This is a genomic window from Halorubrum sp. GN11_10-6_MGM (assembly GCF_005435165.1).
Lineage (GTDB): Archaea > Halobacteriota > Halobacteria > Halobacteriales > Haloferacaceae > Halorubrum.
Map to the genome: position 1 here is coordinate 1 of NZ_SGUC01000022.1, position 19,317 is coordinate 19,317.

General features: G+C 71.9%; 19 protein-coding genes. 9 read left to right on the forward strand and 10 right to left on the reverse strand.

From position 1 onward, the window contains the following. Positions 1-239: 239 nt before the first annotated feature. The 3 genes from mutL (at position 240) to EXE46_RS11200 (ending at position 4,249) form a co-directional block, all read left to right on the forward strand. Complete coding sequence (mutL, locus tag EXE46_RS11190; protein ID WP_137688476.1) at positions 240-2,573, forward strand: DNA mismatch repair endonuclease MutL; 2,334 nt, start codon at positions 240-242, stop codon at positions 2,571-2,573. 81 nt (positions 2,574-2,654) lie between these two features. After that, on the forward strand, positions 2,655-3,815 hold the full coding sequence (locus tag EXE46_RS11195) for a thiolase family protein (protein WP_137688477.1): 1,161 nt from the start codon (positions 2,655-2,657) through the stop codon (positions 3,813-3,815). After that, on the forward strand, positions 3,812-4,249 hold the full coding sequence (locus EXE46_RS11200) for a Zn-ribbon domain-containing OB-fold protein (protein ID WP_137688478.1): 438 nt from the start codon (positions 3,812-3,814) through the stop codon (positions 4,247-4,249). The genes EXE46_RS11195 and EXE46_RS11200 overlap by 4 nt, the downstream gene beginning before the upstream one ends. Before the next feature lie 20 nt (positions 4,250-4,269). On the opposite strand, the gene EXE46_RS11205 is transcribed toward EXE46_RS11200, so the two are convergent. Genes EXE46_RS11205 through EXE46_RS11215 form a run of 3 tightly spaced genes read right to left on the reverse strand, consistent with a single transcriptional unit; the run spans position 4,270 to position 7,984 of the window. After that, complete coding sequence (locus EXE46_RS11205; protein ID WP_137688479.1) at positions 4,270-5,055, reverse strand: metallophosphoesterase; 786 nt, start codon at positions 5,053-5,055, stop codon at positions 4,270-4,272. Beyond that, positions 5,055-6,713, reverse strand: a complete 1,659-nt coding sequence (locus EXE46_RS11210; protein ID WP_137688480.1) for a hypothetical protein — start codon at positions 6,711-6,713, stop codon at positions 5,055-5,057. Before EXE46_RS11210 ends, EXE46_RS11205 begins: the two co-directional genes overlap by 1 nt. Beyond that, positions 6,710-7,984, reverse strand: a complete 1,275-nt coding sequence (locus EXE46_RS11215) for a Single-stranded DNA binding protein (RefSeq protein WP_137688481.1) — start codon at positions 7,982-7,984, stop codon at positions 6,710-6,712. Before EXE46_RS11215 ends, EXE46_RS11210 begins: the two co-directional genes overlap by 4 nt. Positions 7,985-8,122: 138 nt before the next feature. Here EXE46_RS11215 and EXE46_RS11220 point away from each other — a divergent pair, with 138 nt between their 5' ends. Continuing rightward, positions 8,123-8,437, forward strand: a complete 315-nt coding sequence (locus EXE46_RS11220; RefSeq protein ID WP_137688482.1) for a hypothetical protein — start codon at positions 8,123-8,125, stop codon at positions 8,435-8,437. 323 nt (positions 8,438-8,760) lie between these two features. On the opposite strand, the gene EXE46_RS11225 is transcribed toward EXE46_RS11220, so the two are convergent. From EXE46_RS11225 to EXE46_RS11250, 6 genes are all read right to left on the reverse strand, one after another. After that, on the reverse strand, positions 8,761-9,789 hold the full coding sequence (locus EXE46_RS11225; RefSeq protein WP_137688521.1) for a glycosyltransferase family 4 protein: 1,029 nt from the start codon (positions 9,787-9,789) through the stop codon (positions 8,761-8,763). 131 nt (positions 9,790-9,920) lie between these two features. Further along, positions 9,921-10,199 carry a DNA-directed RNA polymerase subunit L gene (locus tag EXE46_RS11230; RefSeq protein ID WP_137688483.1) on the reverse strand — a complete coding sequence of 93 codons (279 nt, stop codon included), beginning with the start codon at positions 10,197-10,199 and terminating at the stop codon, positions 9,921-9,923. 196 nt (positions 10,200-10,395) lie between these two features. Next, the gene (locus tag EXE46_RS11235; protein ID WP_137688484.1) at positions 10,396-11,043 is read right to left on the reverse strand and encodes a 30S ribosomal protein S3ae; all 648 of its coding nucleotides are present in this window, start codon (positions 11,041-11,043) and stop codon (positions 10,396-10,398) included. After that, the gene (locus EXE46_RS11240; protein ID WP_137688485.1) at positions 11,040-11,447 is read right to left on the reverse strand and encodes a KEOPS complex subunit Pcc1; all 408 of its coding nucleotides are present in this window, start codon (positions 11,445-11,447) and stop codon (positions 11,040-11,042) included. The genes EXE46_RS11235 and EXE46_RS11240 overlap by 4 nt, the downstream gene beginning before the upstream one ends. Before the next feature lies 1 nt (position 11,448). Then, a complete protein-coding gene (locus tag EXE46_RS11245; RefSeq protein WP_137688486.1) occupies positions 11,449-12,657 on the reverse strand; it encodes an exonuclease RecJ in 1,209 nt (402 codons plus the stop codon). Positions 12,658-12,709: 52 nt separating this feature from the next. Next, on the reverse strand, positions 12,710-13,177 hold the full coding sequence (locus tag EXE46_RS11250) for a 30S ribosomal protein S15 (protein ID WP_137688487.1): 468 nt from the start codon (positions 13,175-13,177) through the stop codon (positions 12,710-12,712). A gap of 382 nt (positions 13,178-13,559) precedes the next feature. Here EXE46_RS11250 and EXE46_RS11255 point away from each other — a divergent pair, with 382 nt between their 5' ends. From EXE46_RS11255 to EXE46_RS11270, 4 genes are all read left to right on the forward strand, one after another. Further along, positions 13,560-15,134, forward strand: coding sequence for a Na+/H+ antiporter NhaC family protein (locus tag EXE46_RS11255; RefSeq protein ID WP_137688488.1), 1,575 nt, complete (start codon positions 13,560-13,562; stop codon positions 15,132-15,134). Beyond that, on the forward strand, positions 15,131-15,397 hold the full coding sequence (locus EXE46_RS11260) for a hypothetical protein (protein WP_137688489.1): 267 nt from the start codon (positions 15,131-15,133) through the stop codon (positions 15,395-15,397). The genes EXE46_RS11255 and EXE46_RS11260 overlap by 4 nt, the downstream gene beginning before the upstream one ends. A gap of 511 nt (positions 15,398-15,908) precedes the next feature. Next, positions 15,909-16,592, forward strand: a complete 684-nt coding sequence (locus EXE46_RS11265; protein WP_137688522.1) for a PHP domain-containing protein — start codon at positions 15,909-15,911, stop codon at positions 16,590-16,592. Between the two features lie 4 nt (positions 16,593-16,596). Further along, positions 16,597-17,859, forward strand: coding sequence for an asparagine synthase C-terminal domain-containing protein (locus tag EXE46_RS11270; protein ID WP_137688490.1), 1,263 nt, complete (start codon positions 16,597-16,599; stop codon positions 17,857-17,859). A gap of 278 nt (positions 17,860-18,137) precedes the next feature. Here EXE46_RS11270 and EXE46_RS11275 read toward each other — a convergent pair whose 3' ends face one another. After that, entirely contained in the window at positions 18,138-18,818 is a 681-nt protein-coding gene (locus tag EXE46_RS11275; RefSeq protein ID WP_137688491.1) for a uracil-DNA glycosylase family protein, read from the reverse strand. A gap of 309 nt (positions 18,819-19,127) precedes the next feature. On the opposite strand from EXE46_RS11275, the gene EXE46_RS17175 reads away from it, so the two are divergent. Continuing rightward, the gene (locus EXE46_RS17175; RefSeq protein ID WP_199234155.1) at positions 19,128-19,304 is read left to right on the forward strand and encodes a hypothetical protein; all 177 of its coding nucleotides are present in this window, start codon (positions 19,128-19,130) and stop codon (positions 19,302-19,304) included. The last annotated feature ends 13 nt before the right edge of the window (positions 19,305-19,317 follow it).

Sequence of the window (19,317 nt, forward strand, 5' to 3'; positions counted from 1 at the left end):
GTCCCACCCCGCACAGCCCCGCACCTCACGCCTCCCCAGCCTCGTCGGTCGGCCTCCGCGTTGCTCCGGCCGACCGACTCCCTCGCGCGTGCTGTCTCGCGGTCGCCGGGGGCGACCGCTCACAGGCACGCGCCACCGCAGTTCGGCTTATGAATCGTCGTCGCCCGATACGCGTTCCGTCCCGGTCGCCGCCGCCGACAACGCCTTGAAGTGCGCGCTCGTCGGACTGACGGTAACGCATGGAGCCGCCAGACATCGAGCGGTTGGACGAGCGGACCGTCCAGCGGATCGCGGCGGGCGAGGTCGTCGAGCGCCCCGCGAGCGTCGTGAAGGAGTTGGTCGAGAACAGCCTCGACGCGGGCGCGAGCCGCGTCGCCGTCTCGGTCGAGGCGGGCGGCACCGAGGGGATCCGCGTCCGCGACGACGGCGTCGGGGTCCCCGAAGACCAGTTGGAGGCGGCCGTCGCAGAGCACGCCACCTCGAAGATCGGCGACATCGAGGACCTCGACCGCGGCGTCGGCACGCTCGGCTTCCGGGGCGAGGCGCTGTACACAGTCGGCGCCGTCTCGCGACTGACGGTGCGGTCGCGTCCGCCCGACGCCGAGGCGGGCGCGGAGATCACCGTCGAGGGGGGCGACGTGGGCGAGGTCCGCCCCGCCGGCTGTCCGGCCGGGACGACCGTCGAGGTCGACGACCTCTTCTATAATACGCCCGCGCGCAAGAAGTTCCTCAAGCGGACCGCCACGGAGTTCGACCACGTGAACACCGTCGTGACGGGGTACGCGCTGGCGAACCCCGACGTCGCGGTCTCGCTGGAACACGACGGCCGGGAGACGTTCGCGACCGAGGGGAACGGCGACCTCCGGTCGGCCGTCCTCGCCGTCTACGGCCGCGAGGTCGCCGAGTCGATGATCGACGTGGCGTGGACGCCGGATGGGCGCGAGGGCGACGCGAGCGACGGCGCCGAGACCGACACCCCGGTCCACCGGGTTACGGGGCTCGTCTCGCACCCGGAGACGGCGCGCTCGACGCGCGATTACCTCTCGACGTACGTCAACGGGCGGTACGTCACCGCGAGCGCGCTCCGCGAGGCGACGCTCGACGCCTACGGCGGCCAGCTGGCGCCGGACCGCTACCCGTTCGCCGTCCTCTTCGTCGAGGTCCCGCCCGGCGACGTGGACGTGAACGTCCACCCGCGCAAGCTGGAGGTCCGCTTCGACGAGGAGCCGGCGGTCCGCGGCGCGGTCGAGACGGCCGTCGAGGAGGCGCTGCTCGACCACGGCCTGATACGCTCGACGGCGCCCCGCGGCCAGTCGGCCCCCGACGAGACCGCCGTCGACCCGGAGACGCCCGACGCCGAGGCCGTCGGCGGCGCGGACACCGACCACGAGCGCGCCGCGTTAGAGGGGCGCACGTCGGCGACATCGACCGAATCGGCGAACTCGACCGAGCCCGCGAGTTCCGAACGCTCCCGGGACACCGCGCTCGACGCCGAGACGACGCGGACCGACGCCGAGACGACGCAGACTGACGCCGACGCCCGCGACCCCTCGACCCCGACCGAGCTGGACCCCTCCGACGACGCCGCGTGGGCGGTCGACGGCCTCGGCGACCAAGACGGTGGATCGGACGGAGCGACCGAGCAGTCGACGGGTAGCGGGGGCGGCGACGCGACCGATGCCCGGCCTTCCCCGCGCAGCTGGCAGGAGGACTCCGCGGAGCGCGCGCCGAGTCCGTCGACGGGAGCGGACGGGTCGGCCCGCGACGAGGCGTCGGCCAGCGAGGCGTCGCTCGGCGGGGACGACCCGGCCACGGACGAGACCGGTTCCGCCGACCGGGCGGCCGAGGGCGAGGAGCCAGCCGTCCGGTCGGCGGCGCGGTCGGCTCCCGGAGCCCGCCCGCCGACGCGACAGCGGACCCTCGACGGCGAGGCGACCGAGAGCGAGCGCGCGTTCGACTCGCTCCCCTCGCTGCGGGTGCTGGGACAGCTCCACGAGACGTACGTCGTCGCCGAGGCGCCCGACGGGCTCGTGCTGATCGACCAGCACGCCGCCGACGAGCGCGTGAACTACGAGCGGCTGAAGGCGACCTTCGCGGACGGCGCGGACGCGCAGGCGCTCGCGGAGCCGGTCCGGATCGAGCTGACGGCGCGCGAGGCGGCGCTGTTCGAGGAGTTCGTTGACGACCTCGCCGAGATCGGGTTCCGCGCGGAGCGCGCCGGGGACCGCGAGGTCGCGGTGACGGCGGTCCCGGCGGTCTTCGACGCCGCGCTCGATCCCGACCTCCTGCGGGACGCGCTGTCCGCGCTGGTCGACGACGCCGCCGCGGGCGACGAGCCGGTCGCGGACGTCGTCGACGAGCTGCTCGCCGACCTCGCCTGCTACCCCTCGGTGACGGGGAACACCTCGCTGACCGAGGGCCGGGTCGTCGACCTCCTCGATCGGCTCGACGCCTGCGAGAACCCCTACGCCTGTCCGCACGGGCGCCCGGTCGTGATCCGACTCGACCGCGACGAGGTCGGGTCGCGGTTCGAGCGCGACTACCCGGGCCACGGCGGTCGGCGCGCGGAGTAGCCGGCGGGGAGACCGGCCGTCGGCCGGTCCCCGCCGACCGCAGAGAGGTACGTTTTAGGTGACTGCGGTGGACCCACGCGTATGGAACGCGTAGCGATCGTCGGCGCGTCGATGACCCGGTTCGGGCAGCGCGACGCCTGGGTTCGGGAGCTGCTGGCGGAGGCGGGCGCGGCCGCGCTCGACGACGCCGGCGTCGACGGCGACGACCTCGATCACCTGTACGTCTCGAACATGGCCAGCGGCGAGTTCGAGGGGCAGACCGGCGTCCCGAACGCCCTCGCACACGATCTGGCGGCCCAGCCGGCCTACACCGCGCGGATCGACCAGACCTCCTCGTCGGGCGGCGCGGGCGTGTACGCCGCGTGGCAGTCGGTCGCCTCGGGCGCGAGCGACCTCACCATGCTCGTCGGCGGCGAGAAGATGACCCACCGGACCACGTCCGAGGCGACCGACGTGATCGCGTCGCTCACGCATCCGGTCGAGTACAAACAGGGCGTCACGCTCCCGTCGTTCGCGGGGCTCACCGCTCGGCTCTACCTCGACACCTACGACGCGCCCCGAGAGAGCCTCGGGAAGGTCGCCGTGAAGAACCACAGGAACGGCGTGGACAACCCCCACGCGCAGTTCCGGAAGGAGGTCGACCTCGACACCGTTCTCGACTCGCCGATCGTCGCCGACCCCCTCCGGCTGTACGACTTCTGCCCGATCACGGACGGCTCCGCGGCGCTCGTGTTCTGTCCCGAGTCCGTCGCGGAGGAGTACGCGCCAGACGGCAGCTACGCCGTCGTCTCGGGGATCGGCGGCGCAACCGACACCCACGTCGTCCACGAGCGCGCGGACACGACGACGATGGGCGGCGTCGTCGACTCCTCCGAGGTCGCCTACGAGATGGCCGGGATCGGCCCGGACGACGTCGACGTGGCCGAGCTCCACGACATGTTCACCATCCTCGAGTTCCTCCAGAGCGAGGACCTCGGCTTCTTCGAGAAAGGGGAGGGGTGGAAGGCCGTCGAGGAGGGCGTCACCGACCGCGACGGCGACCTGCCGATCAACACCTCGGGCGGACTCAAGTCGAAGGGGCACCCGCTCGGGGCCAGCGGCGTCGCACAGGTGTACGAGATATTCAAGCAGGTCACGGGCGACGCCGGCCCGCGACAGGTCGAGGCCGACACTGGGCTCGCCTGCAACGTCGGCGGGTTCGGGAACTGCGTGACGACGACGATTCTGGAGGGAAGCCAATGAGCGAGAACACCCAAACGGACGAACAGACCTTCGAGGCGGCGGAGTACGCGGACGGAACCGTCACCTACCCCCCTCACACCGTGAGCCCGAACGGCGCCGAGCGCGTCGGGACGATCGACCTCCGCGAACACGAGGGACGCGTCCTCACGTGGACGACCTCGACCGCGACGCCGCCGGGCGTCCGCGAGCCCAACACCCTCGCGATCGTCGAGTTCGACATGGGCGAGGGGTACGACGGGCCGCCGGTCCGCGCGCTCGGACAGATCGCGGAGCGCGAACCCACCGGAGAGACGTTCGACGTCGACATCGGCGACCGCGTCGAGCCGGTGTACGCCGACGAGCTGCGCGAGCCGGGCGCCGGCATCCGCGAGCCCGACAGCCAGGAGTGGGACGGGTTCCGGTTCCGGCCGGTCGAGGAGTCGGTCGAAGCGTAGTCGACGTCCCTTTCCGCGGGTCAGACCCTCCGATAGTCGCCGAGCCGCGTCCCGTCGAGCAGGTACGCGTCCGCGGCGGGCAGCGCCGCGGGGAGGTACGGCGCGAGGAACGACTCTCCCTCCACGTTGACCCACGTGCCGCCGGACCGCTCGTTGAACGCGGGGAAGACGACGAGTTCGGGCGGGTCGGCGGGAGCGGTCTCCCCCGCATCGCTCTCCGCCCCGTCCTCGCAGAACGCGTCGGGGTCGAGTTCACCCCGGAGCCACGCGCGCTCGACGCGCGAGCCGCCGACCGCGTCCTCCAGCCGCACCTGCGGGTGTTCGTGGCCGGTACATATCACGTCGCCGTCGAGGAGGTTCGGGTTCGGCCACGTGTGGCCGTGACAGACCGCGACGTCCGACCCGGATCCGCCGCCGAGAAACCCGCCAGCGGGCCCGATCACGTCGAGGTCGTCGGCGAACGCCTCCGCGACGCCCGCGTCGTGGTTCCCCTCGACGAGCGTCATCGGCACGCGGTCGGTGACGGCGGCGATCAGCGTCTCCAGTTCCTCGCGCTCGTCGCCGTCGGGCGCGCCGATCCGGTGGGCGAGGTCGCCGAGGACGACGAGTCGGTCCGCGTCGGTCTCGGCGAGGAGAGTACAGAGCCGCTCGCGGCGCGAGTCGGCGCGGGAGTCGAGCTCGACGCCGCGCTCGTAGCGCAGGCCGACCTCGATGCCGGCGTGGACGTCCGCGACGAGCAGCGCGCGCTCACCGCCGAGGTCGGCCACGGCCGCGGGCTCGCCGACGACCGGCTCGACCCGCGCCATCAGATCGGCTTGAGCAGTCCGTCGCCGGGCTCGTAACACTGGCCGCTCATCAGGGCGTCCTGAATGGCGTCGTCGACCGCCCCCGGCTCGACGCCGTGGTCGGCGGCGACGCGCTCGACGACCGCCTCGCGGGGCGCCCCGTCGCCGTCGTCGAGGTCGTCCATCGCCGCGACCGCCGCGGCTTCGAGGTCGACGTCGTCAGCGTCGTCCCCCGACTCGTCATCCTCCGACTCGTCTCCGCCCTCAGGGGGTGCGGCGTCGGCCCCATCACTCTCGCCGGCGTCAGCGTCGTCCGGGGCGGAGGCGGGGTCGTCGACCGGCTCGTCGTCGAGGTCCTCCGGATCGGGGACGTCGATGTCGGCCTCGCCGGGCTCGTCGACCTCGGTCCCGGTCGCGAAGTCGGTGCCGAACTCGGACTCGATCTCCTCGCGCTCCTCGTCGTCGAGCTGGTACATGTCGTCCGCGTCCGCGTCCGGACCGACGTCGGCCGTCGCGTCCGGCTCCGAGTCGGCGTCCGCAGTCGCGTCTCCCCCGTCGCCGGCGTCGAAGTCACCGAGTCCGCCGTCGTCGGTCGCGGCATCGGGAGCGGACTCGTCGGCCGCGGCGTCGTCGCCCGCTGCGTCGCCGTCGGCGATCGTCTCGGCGGGAGTGGTCGCGTCGCCGACCGATTCGGGTTCGGCGTTCGAAGTCGACCCGGGATCGGACGCTTCGTTCGTCTCGGGTTCGGCGGGCTCGTCGGACGCCGTCTGGGTCGTCTCGTCGGCAGGCGACGAATCGGCGTCGGGAGGCGACGAATCGGCGTCGGCGGTCGGCTCCGAGTCAGCGATCGGTTCGGCGTCGCTCTCCCCGGCGGACGGTTCCGGCTCGGAATCGTCGCCCACGTCGACGGGGCGGTCGGTCTCGCCCGTCGCCGCCGGCTCCGCGACCGTCACGTCGGTCTCGGGGAGCGGTCCGATCGCGGTCTCGCCGCCCTCGTCGGGGGCGAGGTCGAGCGCGCGGACCTCGTCGCGGTCGCCCGCGATCATTTCGAGGGCGTCGACCGCGAGCCGACGGACCGCCTCCGCGTAGGCCGCGGTCGTGCCGTAGTGGTCGAGCGCCCGCGGGATTCCCGCGGCGAGCGGTGCCGGGGCGCCGCCCGCCTCCAGCGCCGCGCGGAGGTCGTCGCCGCGCAGGTCGGATTCGAGCGCCTTCGCGAACACCGCGAGGCGGTCGAGGGTGGCCTCGGCGGCGGAGACGACCCAGCGGTCGCGGGTGTCGGCGTCGACCTCGTTGAGGCTCTCCGGGCGGACCGAGGTGAACACGCGGTCGGAGTCCTCCGGCTCGAAGGTGCGCGCCTTCCCCGTCAAGGCGACGAACGCCGGCGGTTCGGCGCGCTCCAAGAAGGTCTGCGCCTCCGGCTGGTACTGGCCCGCGTACGTGACGAAGGCGCCGGAGGGGTCGACGACGCGGCCGCGGCGCGTCTCGTCGTTGACGCGCTCGACCTCCGTGAGCACGCCGGCCGTGAACAGCCGGTTCACCCGCGCGCCGGTCGGGGTGACGACGTAGTTCGGGGCGCGCTCCTCGTCGCTCTCGGAGTACGACAGCGAGGCGTCGTCGAACTCGGCGGCGAACAGCCGGTAGGCGACCTCCCGCGTTCCGGGACCGTCGTCGCCGCTCATTCGCCCACCTCCGCGAGCGCGGCGCGAGCGTGTGCGGCCGGGTCGTCGGCGGCGAGCTCGAACTCGGCCGCGTCGAGGGTGGCGCCGTAGTCGTCGACCGAGAGGTTCCCGCGGACGCGGTAGGCGCGCCCGACGAGGGTGTCCGCGATGGCGTCGGCGACGACCTGCTTGTCCATCGCGTCCTTCGCCGCGTCGAGGGCGTCGTCGAGGCCGCCGCCGTACACCTCGGCGGTGAGCTCGTCGTCGAGGACGACCGTCACCGTGTCGGTACCGTCGTCGAGGATGGCCTTCACGCGGAGGTCATCCTCGCCCTCGACGTCCCCGTGGCTCCGGCACTGGCCGTTCTGGACGACGCGGCCGCACTCGGGACAGCGCTCGATGAGCCCGGAGCCGTCGCGGACTTCGAGGACGTTCCCGACGACCTCGACGTCGAACATCCCGCCGGAGCCGACCGCGTCGGCGACCGAGAGCCGGGGCGCGTCCTCCGCGACCTCGACGGGGTCTGGCAGCGGCGTCACCGACGAGAACTCGGTGAGGTTGATCGAGGGGACGCCGCGGAACTCCCGGACGTACACGTCCTCGATCCGGAGGTCCGCGCCCGCCTCGATCTCGGGCCGGGGCTGCCAGTCGGTGAACGGGAGCTTCGCCGTCTCGTCGCCGACGACCCCTTCGAGGATCTCCGTCTCGCCGTCGCGGCCGGAGATGGTCTTCTCGTCGACCTCCAGCACGCGGACCTCGACGTTGCGCCCGCGGTCGCCGGCGGCGATGTCGACGAGGCTCCGGTCGCCGCCGACCTCGCGATCGACCTCGACCGGCTCGTCGGCGATGGCGACCGTCGTCGAGTCGTTGAGGTTGAGCTCCGGCGCGCCCTCCCACTCGCGGACGCCGGCGTTGCCGATCGTCAGCGAGTCGCCCGGCTCGAAGCCGAAGTCCTGCCACGCGGTGTAGGAGATGACGCCCGTCTCGTCGGCGACCTCCCCCTCGCGGATCGTGAGGTCGTCGCCCTGGTAGCGGATGGTGCGCGTCCCCTGCGTCAGCACGCGGACGGTGACCGTCACGCCGTCGTGGTCGGTGGTTATCTCGCCGACGTCGACCGCGTCTGGCGTCGGGGTCGAGCCGCCGCCACCGCCGCCGTGCTTCCGGCGGACGCTCTGTTTCGCCTCGTCGATCGGCACGCTGTACTCCAGTAGGTTCTGTAGGTCGGCCTTGACCTCCTCTTTGTCGACGCCGAGGTCGGAGGCGAGCTCCTCGGCATGGCTGTTGACGTCCATCGGAGCGAGGTTCGGCGCGGCCGCACAAAAGGATTCACCACCCGAGGCCGCCTTCACCACCCAGCGCCGCCGGACCGGGCCTCGACGCCCGCGGGGACGGCCGGTAGCGATAAACCGCCCCCGTCCGCAGTGTGGGGCATGGACGAGATCGATATCGACGCGCGCGTCACGGACGACCGCACAGTGATCGACGTGAGCGGCACGCGAGACGTCGCGGTCGTCGTGCGCTCCGGCGGCGGCGAGCGGATCTACCTCCCGCCGGAGGGGTTCGACGACCCGATCGACGGCTCGCCGTACACCTCGCCGTATCAGGGCGCCGGCGCGGGCGGCGAGGAGAGCCCGTACGGCGGCGGGAGCAGCAGCACGCGCGGCGTGATAGACACCGCGGACGGGTTCCGGATCACGCACCCGGAGCCGGCGACCGAGTTCGACGTGTTCCGAGGCGACAAGTAGGCAGCGATCGGGGATACCACGATCGACACGAACACCGCCGAAGCCCCAGTCGCGAGGCGGGCAGACGCTTGCTGCGCTCCTCGCTCGCGTTGCTCGCTGCGGTGCTTACAGCGCCTCTGCCCGCCTCGCGACTGCCCCTTCGAGTCCCGCACCGCCCGGCACCACACCTCACGCCTCCCCAACCTCGTCGGCTAGCCTCCGCTTCGCTCCGGCTAGCCGACTCCCTCGCGCGACGCTCCTCGCGGTCGCCGGAGGCGACCGCTCGGAGGCGCGCGCCGTCTGTACTAGTTCGGTTCAGCGATGTTGGAAGCGTCCGACAGCGATTACGCCACGTCTTCGTACACGGCGAGCGTGTCCTCGGCCACGTCGAGCCACTCGCGGCGCTCGTACTCCGGCGGCTCCTCGCGGTCGAGCGCCTCGATGAGCCCCTCGACGATCGACTCCGAGTCCGTCTGGACCTCGACGAGGCAGTCGTCGGGGAGCACCTCGGCGACGCCCGAGGGCGTCGCGACGACCTGCGTCCCCGCCTCCAACGCCTCCGTGATCGTGATCCCGAACGGCTCCGCGTACGAGGGGGAGACGAACGCGTCCGCGGCGGCGTAGTAGTCGCCAAGCTCCGCCTCCGGGACGTAGCCGACGAACTCGACGCGGTCGTCGATGCCGAGCAGCTCGGCGAACCGCTTCAGCTGCTCCGTCTGGTGGCCCGACCCGCCGACGACGAGGGTCACGTCGCGGCCGCGGAGCTTCTTCGCGGCGTACAGGAGGTGAGAGATCCCCTTCTGGTCGGTGTGGCGGCCGACGAAGAACAGCATCTCGCCGTCGATGCCGAGGTCAGCGCGCACGTCCTTCCCGGAGAACGTCGGCGTCGAGAACCCGTTGTACACGACCCGCGAGTCCGCGCCGTACAGCTCTCGGATGTCGCCGCGGACGATCTCGCTGACCGCGATGTTCGTGTCGGCGGCGTTCGCGAGCCGACGCTCGGTCTCGACCTCGCGGCTCGGCGGGTCGATGTTGCGGTCGCTCGCCAGCGAGTGGAACGAGGAGATCCACGTGGCGTCGGACTCGCGGGCTGCGGCGCGGCCGGGCCCGTAGCCGAACCAGTCGTGCGTGTGGATCACGTCGTGGTCGGGCGCCAGCTCGGCGAATCGGTCGGAGAGTCGGCCCACGCGCGCGGCGACGTCGCCCTCGCCGGTCTCGACCGGTTCGAGGCCGGATACGTCGTCCGGCGCGAACTCCGCCGGCAACACCAGCGTGACGTCGACGCCGAGCTCGTCGCGGAGCCCGGTGAACAGTTCTCCCACGTGGACGTCGAGCCCGCCGGTGATGTTCGGCGGGAACCCCCACCCCAGCATGAGTACGCTCGGCGGCATACCCTCCCGTTTCGGGAGTCACCACTTAGGTATGCCCCTCGGAGGGCACGGAGCGGAACGGCAACGAGACGAAGCGAACGGAGCGTCGGGCGGAAAAGAACGTCCGACGGCGATCAGGCCGCGCGGACCGCGTCGCGCAGCGCGTCGGTGCGCTCGGTGAGAGACCCGGCGGCGTCCGCGAGCACGTCGAGCGGGTCCCCCTCCTCGGCCTTGACGGTGAGGACGGGTTCGGTCTGGCCCCCCGACTGCTCGGGGTTCATGTCGTAGGTCGCGGCCGCGACGTCGTCCGACTCCAGCAGGGCGCCCTTCAGCACGTTCATGAACGTGTGGTCCTCGCCCGCGATCTCGATGTGGAGTTCCGTGTCGGTCTTCTCGATGACCCGCAGTTCCATACCTGTGAGGTCGGGCGAGCGGCGTTTCAAGCTTTCGTCTCCCGGAGATCGCCGGATGCGGACGAGTCGCATGCGAAGGCGGCTTAGGGGAATCGCGTCACCAGACGGTGGCCTCGATCGCGGCGGCCTGCGCCGGCGCGGCCGCTACGCGGTTGATAAACGCAAAACGAGTCGCGTCGGTCCGCGCGGCGAGGCGTTACTCGTCGGCGTCGACCGCCACTTCGTCGGCGTCGACGTCGACGGCGGCCTCCTCCTCGGCTGCGACCTCGCTCGGGCGCGCTTCGAGGGTCAGCTTCTGGACCTCGACGCGGCGGAGCGGGTAGATCTCCTTGGCGTCGCCGTAGATGGCCGACGAGAGGTTCCCGTCGACGATGGCGTCGACGAACGCCTCGAAGGTGCGCTCCTCGGCGGCGGCGTGGACCTTGTCGATCATCACGCGGCGGATCGCCTTCTCCTGCGAGCGGTCCGCCTTCTTCGTCGTCAGCGCGACGGGCTGGACGCGGATGCGGTAGTCGTCCGTCGTCAGCACCGTGATCGACGCCTCGACTTTCGAGGCGCCGCGGCGGACGAGCGAGCGCAGGTAGTCGCGCGTCAGCTCGTACTTGATGAACTCGGTGTACGCCGAGTCGCTGCCGACGTCGGTGATCTTGAACGTCAGCTTCGTGTTGTTCGCGTTGGAGTCGCCCGTCAGCTCGTCGAGCGTCGTCGTGATCGTGCGGCCGACGACCTGCTGGGGCTCCTCGGCGAGGGTCTCGCCGAGCTCCTGCCGGTCGAACTGTTCGGGCGCCAGCACGGTGTACCAGCGCTTCTGTTCTCTGCTCTTGGATACGGATCGTTCGCTCATGTGTCGGGTTGTGTGTCGGTGTCGGTCGTCTGCGGTTCGTCTGTGGAGTCGAGTGCGTCTGTGGAGCCGAGTGCGTCTGCGGCGTCCGTGGAGCCGGGTGCGTCTTCGGCGTTCGCGGAGTCGTCCGCGGCGTCCGGGGCGGAACCGGTGCGATGCGTCCGAGCGCGCTCGACGACGCGGTCGGCGACGCGCAGGTTCACGAGGTGGTCGTCCAGCGTCGACTGGAGCCCGCCCGCGGTCGGCCGCGAAACGGTACAGGCGACCACGTCGCCGTCGACGCGCGTGCGCATCGAGTCGGTCTCGTCCGGGCCGAGCGCGGCCGCGACCGTCGCGGCGTCGGCGTGTTCGGTCCGGACCGTCGCGGTCCGGTCGGCGGCTGTCGGCGGGGAGTCGTCGCCCGCCATCTCAGATCGCCTCCCGGAGCGCGGCCAGCGCCGCGGTGACGTCGGTACCGTCGGCCTCGGTCGCGTCCGTTGTGACCGCGATCCCGCCGCGGTCGGGGGTCCCCCAGCCGTCGCCGCCGACCTCGCCGGCGGCGGTCCGGCAGGCGTCGCCGAGCCCGATCGAGTCGGTCGCGGCGGCCGCGAGCCGACCCGCCGTCTCGTCGACCGCGACCGCGACGGGCTCCGGCGACCGGAAGTCCCGGACGAGCCGGGCGACCGTCGGCAGGACCGCCTCCGAGGCGTCCATCCGGGCGACGACGCAGCCGTCGTACCGGCCGACCGTCGCGTCGGCGAGCGCGCGGTGGGCCGCCAGTCCGTGGCGGCGCCACGCGTCGAGCGCGGCCGTCCTGAGCGACGGGGTCGGGTCGCTCGCGAGCGCGAGCGCGACGCCGGTCCCGGGCGCCTCCCGGGCGAGCGCGCCGAGGACGTCGGCGTAGCCGCCGACCGTCTCGAACGGTCCGTCCGTCGCGTACGGGCGGAGCGCGCGCTCGACCGCCGAGGCCGCGCGCTCGCTCGCGTCGTCGCCGTCGACCGCGTCGACCGCGACCAGCGACGCGAAGCGCCGTCGGTCGTCGTCGTCGAGGTCGCCCGGCAGCGCCAGCGGGGCGAGCGCGTCGCGCGCCGCCTCGGGGTCGCCGGAGTACCGCGTCGAGACGAGCGTCGAGGCCGCGAGGGCCTCGGCCCGCGAGGGTGCGTCCGCGGTCCCGTCGTCCGCGCGGTCGCCCGAGACCGGGAGCGCGACGCCGGGGCGCCGCTCGACGCGACCAGCCCGCTCCGCGGCGTCGAGCGCGTCACTCGAGCCGTCGGCGCCGGGGATCGACCCGGCCGCGACGACGCCGGCGAGCGCGACCACGGGGTCGGGCTCGACGCCGAGCGCTCGGGCGACCGCGAAGGCCGCCGCGCTGGCCGGTCGCCCGTCGCCGTGGATCGCGTGCGGGCCGCGGTCGACGCCGACGGCCACCGCGACCCCGTCGTCGATGTCGCCGGGCACCGGGTCGGGGTCGACGCGCGCCTGGAACGGCGTGCCCGTCGCTCGGAGCGCTCGCGCGAGCAGCCCCGCGGCTGCCAGCGCGTCGCCGTCGTCGGTCGCGACGAGCCGGACGAACGGCGCGTCTGCGAGGACGCCGGCGAGCGCGTCGGGGGCGGGCGTGGCGGACGTGGCTTCGGTCATTGGGTGTGTGTCGGTCGAGAGTCGCCTCCTCGGCGATCGCCGCGTGAGACGCTTACTCCTCGAGGAGTTCGACGGCGTTCTCGTAGGTGTACGTGAACTCCTCGTCGATCTCGTCGCCGCGGTAGTAGTTCGCGAGGCGGCGGATCTTCGACTCCGTGTTCTGGAGCGCGCGCTTGTTCTGGTGGTCCTGCCCGTTCTCCTCCATGTGCTCGCGCAGGCGGATCGCCTGCGACATGAGGTTACGGAGGTCCTCGGGGATGTCGGCGTCGGCGTCGTGTTCCTCGAGAATCTCGGTGACCTTCTTGCCGGTCGCCAGCTTCACGTCGGGGACTGGGACGCCCTTGACGCCCTCGTCGCGCAGCTTGAGGCCGATGACGCTGGGGTCGTGGCCCTGCTCCGCCAGTTCGACGACGCGGGACTCGATGTCCTCGGCGTCGACGTCGCTCCACTCCGGGGTCTCGTCCGTCGCCGGCTTGTCCGAACCGGACGAACCGCGACGGCGCGTGTGCATTCGTGCCATTGTCTGTCTGGTTGGAACGGCACAACCGCAACGTGACCGCGACTCCGCGCGGCGCGGCTACGGACCGCTCGCGGACCGAGCGATCCGACCGGACGGCCCGCGCGAGCGGGCCGCCCGACCGCGACGCCGGAGGCGTCGGCGCACTGCTACATTCCCAAGCCGCGGGCGAAAGAGGCCCGGGCGAGTCGGATCTGCAGCTGTGCTGTTCCCGTACGATGAGTCGCCGGCGGGGTTCTTAAGCGTGTTCTTGTCGCGCGACGGCGTCGAGCGCGTCCGCGGAGCCGACGGCGTTGAGCGCGTCCCCGAAGCCGACCGCGTCCGGCGAAGCGGACACACGGGGATTTACGTGGGTCGTCGGCCTGCGGAGGGGTGTGAGACTCAGATGACCGACGCAGCAGACGGCGACCAGACCGCGACGGACGGCGGAGAGCCACCGGACGGCAGCGAGTTCGGCGTCGGCGAGGGAGACGGCGACGGCACCGACGGCCCGCGGATCGAGTTCCGCGGGGGGAAGTGGGCGAGCACGGTGCCGCTCGTCTTCTTCATCGGGTGGGCGATCCTCCAGAGCGGGGTCCTCGGGATCGGCGACACCAACGGGCTCGTCGTCGGCGCGCTGATCGGGACGACGCTCGGGATGTTCCTCGTTCGCGGCGACTGGAAGGCGTACGCCGACACCATCTTCGAGGGGATGACCCAGCGCGTGGCCGCGACCGCGATCGTCGCGTGGCTGTGGGCCGGGATGTTCGCCGAGACGCTCCAAGTCGGCGGCTTCGTCGAAGGGCTCATCTTCGCGGCCGACGCCCTGAACGTCGGCGCGTCGACGTTCCCGGCGGCCGCGTTCGTCCTCTGTGGCCTCCTCGCGACCGGCATCGGGACGGGGTACGGCGCGACCGTCGCGTTCGTCACCCTCTTTTTCCCGGCCGGCGTCCTCATCGGCGCGAACCCCGTCCTCCTGTTCGCCGCCATCCTGTCCGGAGCGGTCTTCGGCGACAACCTCGCGCCCGTCAGCGACACGACGATCGTGAGCGCGGTGACGCAGGACGCGGACATCGGCGGGGTCGTCGCCTCGCGGTTCAAGTACGCGATCGCGGCGGCGGTCCCGGCGTTCGTCGCGTACCTGATCGCCGGCTCGGTCATGTCCGGCGTGGAACTCGAAGGCGCCGTCGCGCTCCGCGAGTCCGCGAACGCGCTCGGCTTGGTCCACCTGCTCTCGATGGGGATAGTCATCCTCACGGCGGTCGCCGGCCGCCACATCGTCGAGGCGATCTCGTGGGGCCTGATCGTCGCGGTCGCGTTCAACCTCCTGTTCGGGCTGTCAAGCGCGAGCGACATCGTCGCGTTCACCGTCACCGAGGCCGGGTCGCTCTCGGGACTCCCGGTCGTCGAGGTCGGCGAGACCGCCGGCGTCGGCGGGAGCCTCTACGCCGGCGCGGTCGGCTTCTTCCCGCTCATCGTCCTCACGCTGCTCATCGTCGCGATGGCGCAGATCATGATCCGCGGCGGCGGCTTCGAGGCGATCCAGACGTTCCTCCTCGACCGCGTCGCGACGACCGTCCGCCGGGCTGAGCTGACGATGGTCCTCGGCACCGCGACGATCAACGGGATGATCACGATCAACACCGCGGCGGAGATCGCGATCGCCCCGTACGTCGCCCGCATCGGCGAGAAGTTCAACATCAACGGCTACCGCCGCGCGAACATCCTCGACGCCAACACCTCCGCGCTCGGCTACATCTTCCCGTGGGCGGGCGGCGTGCTGGTGGGGTACCAGGTGATGGTCGGGCCGAACGGCCTCGGCGCCGAGTACGGCTCGGCGATGGTCGTCAACCCGATCGACGTCGTGCCGTACGTGTTCCACGGCTGGTTCCTCGTGGCGATCTTCGTCTTCGCCGCGGTCACCGGCTTCGGACGGGAGTACATCCCCGACCGCGTCTCAGAGGAGGTGTCGCGCGCATGAGCGTCTTCGACAAGTTCCTCGCCGGCTGGTCGTTCCGCGGGTCGAGGCCGGACTACGACGCCGGCGACGTCCTCGAAGTGATGGTGACGGGCGAGGACGACGGAGGGCACGTCGCTCGCATCGGCGACTCGACGCTCCGGATCGAGGGCGCGCCGGACGACGCGATCAACACTCGCGTGATCGTCGACGTGGAGTCGTGGGACGACGCGACCCACAGCGGGCGGGCGACCTACCGGAAGACGGTGGGCGAGAGCGCGTTCTGATCGGCGGTCGGCGGTTCGGTCCCCGTTTTTGTCGATTCCGTCGTTCATTTAGAAACAATTGCTGGCGGGTTGACGGCAAACACCTCCAAAGCTCCAGTCGGCTACTTATAAATAGTCCACTGCGGATCGACGACGAACACCGCCAAAGCCCCAGCCGCGAGGACTCGATGCGCTCGCTGCGCGCCTCACTCGGTCACTCCGTTCCCTCGTTGCGGTGCTTACATCGCGCGTCTTCGTCCTCGCGGCTGCCCCTTTGAATCCCACCCCGTACCGCACGGCCCCGCACCTCACGCCTCCCCAGCCTCGTCGCTGGCGGTCTTCGCTTCGCTCGACCGCCAGCGACTCCCTCGCGCGTGCTGGCTCACGGTCGCCGATGGCGACCGCTCGCAGGCACGCGCCACCGCAGTTGGTTTAAATAGTGTATCTCCAAATCGGGGTTCAGCCGCCGGGAATCGACCGGGAGCCGGCGCGGACCGGGGCGCTTTTTATCACCACGGCCGAAGCGACGGACGTGCTATCGGTCGAGCTTCACGCGCACTCCGCGCTGTCGTACGACGGGCGCGACCCGGTCGACCTCCTCTTGGAGCAGGCGGCCGCGGTCGGGCTCGACGCGCTCGCCGTCACCGACCACGACGAGATCGACGCCAGCATCGAGGCGGCCGAGAGGGCCCCCGACTACGGCCTCGTCGGCATCGTCGGCATGGAGGTGACCTCGGCGGTCGGCCACGTCCTCGCGTTCGGCATCGAGGAGCGCGTCGAGAGCGGCCTCCCCTTCGACGAGACGCTCGACCGCATCCGCGATCAGGGCGGGATCGCGGTCGTCCCCCACCCGTTCCAGAAGTCCCGCCACGGCGTCGCCGCCCACATCACCGACGAGCAGCTCGCGAGCGCCGACGCCCTCGAAGTGTACAACTCCCGGCTGTTCACCGGGCGCTCGAACCGACAGGCCGAGAAGTTCGCCGTCCGCAACGGCCTGCCGATGACCGCCGGCAGCGACGCCCACATCTCCGAGATGGTCGGGCAGGCGGTGACGGAGGTGGGCGCGGACGAGCGCTCCGCGGCCGCGATCCTCGACGGCATCGCCGACGGCCGGACGAGCGTCGTCGGCAAGCGCACCCCGTGGCGCGTCTCGCTCAAGCAGTTCGGCGGCGGGGCCAAGCGCCGCGCCCTCCGCGCGCTCGACGCCCTCCGGTGAGCGCATGACGGTACCCTCATCGTCCGATCTGCGCGGCGCCCCCGCGGACCGCGTCAGAACCGCGCTCCGCGACGGCGACCCCCTCCCCGGCGGGCGCGGTTTCGCCGGGCTGTTGGCCGACCCCCTGAGCCGGGGCTCGGGGGGGCGAGACCCGCCGGACCGCGAGGGGTCGGTCCTCGTCCGCGACGTCCTCGGCCGCCAGCCCCTGTTCGTCGAGGCCGAGGCGCTCGACGCCGAGACGGGGGCCGACCCGACCGCTCCCGCCGCGTGGAGCTTCGACCGCACCGACCTCGACGAGCCCGAGTCGGTCCCGGCCGGGACCGTCGTCGGAGCCGGCGGTGACGACCGAGTCTGGGAGCTTCCCGACCCGGGGCCGACCGCGGACCGCGAGGCCGCGCTGGCGGCGGTCGACGACGCGGTCGGCGCCGCCCTCGACGACCTCGCGGTCTCGGCTCCCGCCGCGAACGCCGACGGGCGCGACGCGACCGGCGACGACGGCGGCCTCGCGGTCGCCTTCTCCGGCGGGGTCGACTCCGGGCTCGTCGCCGCGGCGGTCCTCAATGCCCCTTGCTACGTCGCCGGCTTCGAGGGGAGCCACGACGTCGCCGCGGCGCGCGAGGCCGCGACCGCGATGGGCCGCGAGCTTCGGGTCGTCGAGATCACTCACGACGACCTCAGGCGCGCCGTGCGCGCGGTCGCGGCCGCGACCGGCCGCCGGAACCCGATGGACGTCGCCATCGCGGTGCCGCTGTTCCTGACCGCGGAGGCGGCCGCGGCCGACGGATTCGACCGGCTCGCGGTCGGGCAGGGGGCCGACGAGCTGTTCGGCGGCTACAGCAAGGTCGTCGACCCCGCCGAGGACCCCCGCGTCGAGGCCGACACCGTCCGCGGGGCGCGGACCGAGACCGTCCGCACGCTCCCCGACCAGTTGGAGCGAGACGTCCTCGCGCTCCGCGCCGCCGGCGTCGAGCCCGCGACGCCGCTGCTCGACGACCGGGTCGTCGCCGCCGCGCTGGCGCTCCCCGACGACCTGCTCGTCGACGGCGACGAGCGGAAGGTCGCGCTCCGGCGGACCGCGGCCGGACGCGTACCGGAATCGGTCGCCGCCGCGGACAAGAAGGCGGTCCAGTACGGCACGTACGTCTCCCGCGAACTCGACCGGCTCGCGCGGCGCGCCGGCTACAAGCGGCGGATGGACGACCACGTCGGGAAGTACGTCGAGGCGCTGTGCGCCGAGGAAAAACCGGCCGGTGAGGGCCGGGACTGACCAAGTCGCCGCGCGGAGTACCAGTCCTGCGGCCGACGCCCTATCGAACGGGCGTCTACGTACAGATCGACAGGACAGATATAAAATCCGGGCAGTAGCGACAAATATGACACCTTCGCGGCCGAGTAGAAAACGATCGTCCGTGGACCCGGGGTATTACTGCCGTATCACCTCATGAGCCGACCGCTTTGCCGGAGAAAGCGCACGTCCATCCGGTCGAAAACCGAACGGGTCGGAGGTTCGACGAACGGGTCGCGGGCTCGGTTGGCGGCGCCGCGTCAGCGGACCATGTACGGGTCGCTGCCGGCGATGAAGCGACCGAGGTCGCTCTCCCGGCGGAAATCCGTCGACCGGAGTTCCCTGAGCGAGTCGACGAACCGGTCGGCGTCACCGTCGGTCCAGTCGGCGGGGTCTTTGATCGGGACGACGAGCCAGCCGGCGCCGAGCAGCTCCTCGCCGTGGAGCGCGTCCATGTCGATCTCGGTCTTCCAGGCCCGCGCGGTGTACGTTTCGAGGACGTGTTCGGTCGCCCGCGCGCCCACCGGGAGCAGCACGTGGGCCGCGATGGCGCGGAGCTCGGCGTCGAAGAACCGCTCCATGTCGTCGTAGGCCGCGTCGTCCGGGGGGTCCTCGCTCGCGCACATGTGGAGGTACGAGAGGAAGGTTCGGTCGGTCCGAACGGGGTCGACCGCCGTCGGGTCGCCGTCTCGCGCGACGCCGTCGGGGGCGACCCCGTCGGCGAGCCCCGCGATCAGTCCGGCTTCCGACAGCGCCGACAGGAACGCGGGCGACCACGGCTCCCCGGTGAAGGGGACGCCCGCTGCGGTCCCGCCGTGAACGCCGGGGTAGTCGCCGACGACGTGGAAGTCGGCGTTGGCGTCGCCGTAGCCGGGCACGAACGAGGGGCAGTCGGGGCGCATCCCGAAGGGGTTCCGGATCCGGTCGGTGACGTTCTGCACGCGACTCGCTAGGCGCGGGCGCGGTTAAATCCGATTCGGTCCGACCCGAACGGTCCGGGCGCGTCCCGACGGAGCGACGGGCGAGTCGAGCGGGCCGATGCGAGGCGCACGAGGCGGCGAGGATTCTCATAAGTTATGACGATAAACGAGGTCAAACCGGGCTGGGATACGCGTCGATCGGCTGGACCGGCGGGATGTTTCAGGATCGTTAATTTACGACCGGAAAACGCAAGACAGCGTCGGGGTAACTTCGGCGACAACCGCGGAAGATATTTATACTATCACCCGTTCGGGTCGGGCAGAAGTCCAATGTTCGACCGCATCCGAACGGCGGCCCTCTTCGGGCTCCACCAAGCGACCGTCGCCGCCGGGATCGCGCTGTTCCCGGTGGCCGTCTTCGCGCGCCGGCGCCTCGGCGTCAACGTCCCCGTCGGCCGACTCGTCGAGACCAGCACCGAGGCGATCGAGACCGCCGCCGAGGAGTGATCGTCCGGTCGTA

What these genes read in the sequence shown, in the direction of transcription:
- EXE46_RS11205 (WP_137688479.1), bottom strand. Translation starts at nt 5,055, where the DNA reads ATGGCGCGGGTCGAGCCGGTCGTCGGCGAGCCCGCGGCCGTGGCCGAC.
- EXE46_RS11200 (WP_137688478.1), top strand. Translation starts at nt 3,812, where the DNA reads ATGAGCGAGAACACCCAAACGGACGAACAGACCTTCGAGGCGGCGGAG.
- EXE46_RS11260 (WP_137688489.1), top strand. Translation starts at nt 15,131, where the DNA reads ATGAGCGTCTTCGACAAGTTCCTCGCCGGCTGGTCGTTCCGCGGGTCG.
- EXE46_RS11220 (WP_137688482.1), top strand. Translation starts at nt 8,123, where the DNA reads ATGGACGAGATCGATATCGACGCGCGCGTCACGGACGACCGCACAGTG.
- EXE46_RS11245 (WP_137688486.1), bottom strand. Translation starts at nt 12,657, where the DNA reads ATGACCGAAGCCACGTCCGCCACGCCCGCCCCCGACGCGCTCGCCGGC.
- EXE46_RS11215 (WP_137688481.1), bottom strand. Translation starts at nt 7,984, where the DNA reads ATGGACGTCAACAGCCATGCCGAGGAGCTCGCCTCCGACCTCGGCGTC.
- EXE46_RS11195 (WP_137688477.1), top strand. Translation starts at nt 2,655, where the DNA reads ATGGAACGCGTAGCGATCGTCGGCGCGTCGATGACCCGGTTCGGGCAG.
- EXE46_RS11230 (WP_137688483.1), bottom strand. Translation starts at nt 10,199, where the DNA reads ATGGAACTGCGGGTCATCGAGAAGACCGACACGGAACTCCACATCGAG.
- mutL (WP_137688476.1), top strand. Translation starts at nt 240, where the DNA reads ATGGAGCCGCCAGACATCGAGCGGTTGGACGAGCGGACCGTCCAGCGG.
- EXE46_RS17175 (WP_199234155.1), top strand. Translation starts at nt 19,128, where the DNA reads ATGTTCGACCGCATCCGAACGGCGGCCCTCTTCGGGCTCCACCAAGCG.
- EXE46_RS11240 (WP_137688485.1), bottom strand. Translation starts at nt 11,447, where the DNA reads ATGGCGGGCGACGACTCCCCGCCGACAGCCGCCGACCGGACCGCGACG.
- EXE46_RS11250 (WP_137688487.1), bottom strand. Translation starts at nt 13,177, where the DNA reads ATGGCACGAATGCACACGCGCCGTCGCGGTTCGTCCGGTTCGGACAAG.
- EXE46_RS11225 (WP_137688521.1), bottom strand. Translation starts at nt 9,789, where the DNA reads ATGCTGGGGTGGGGGTTCCCGCCGAACATCACCGGCGGGCTCGACGTC.
- EXE46_RS11255 (WP_137688488.1), top strand. Translation starts at nt 13,560, where the DNA reads ATGACCGACGCAGCAGACGGCGACCAGACCGCGACGGACGGCGGAGAG.
- EXE46_RS11270 (WP_137688490.1), top strand. Translation starts at nt 16,597, where the DNA reads ATGACGGTACCCTCATCGTCCGATCTGCGCGGCGCCCCCGCGGACCGC.
- EXE46_RS11235 (WP_137688484.1), bottom strand. Translation starts at nt 11,043, where the DNA reads ATGAGCGAACGATCCGTATCCAAGAGCAGAGAACAGAAGCGCTGGTAC.
- EXE46_RS11210 (WP_137688480.1), bottom strand. Translation starts at nt 6,713, where the DNA reads ATGAGCGGCGACGACGGTCCCGGAACGCGGGAGGTCGCCTACCGGCTG.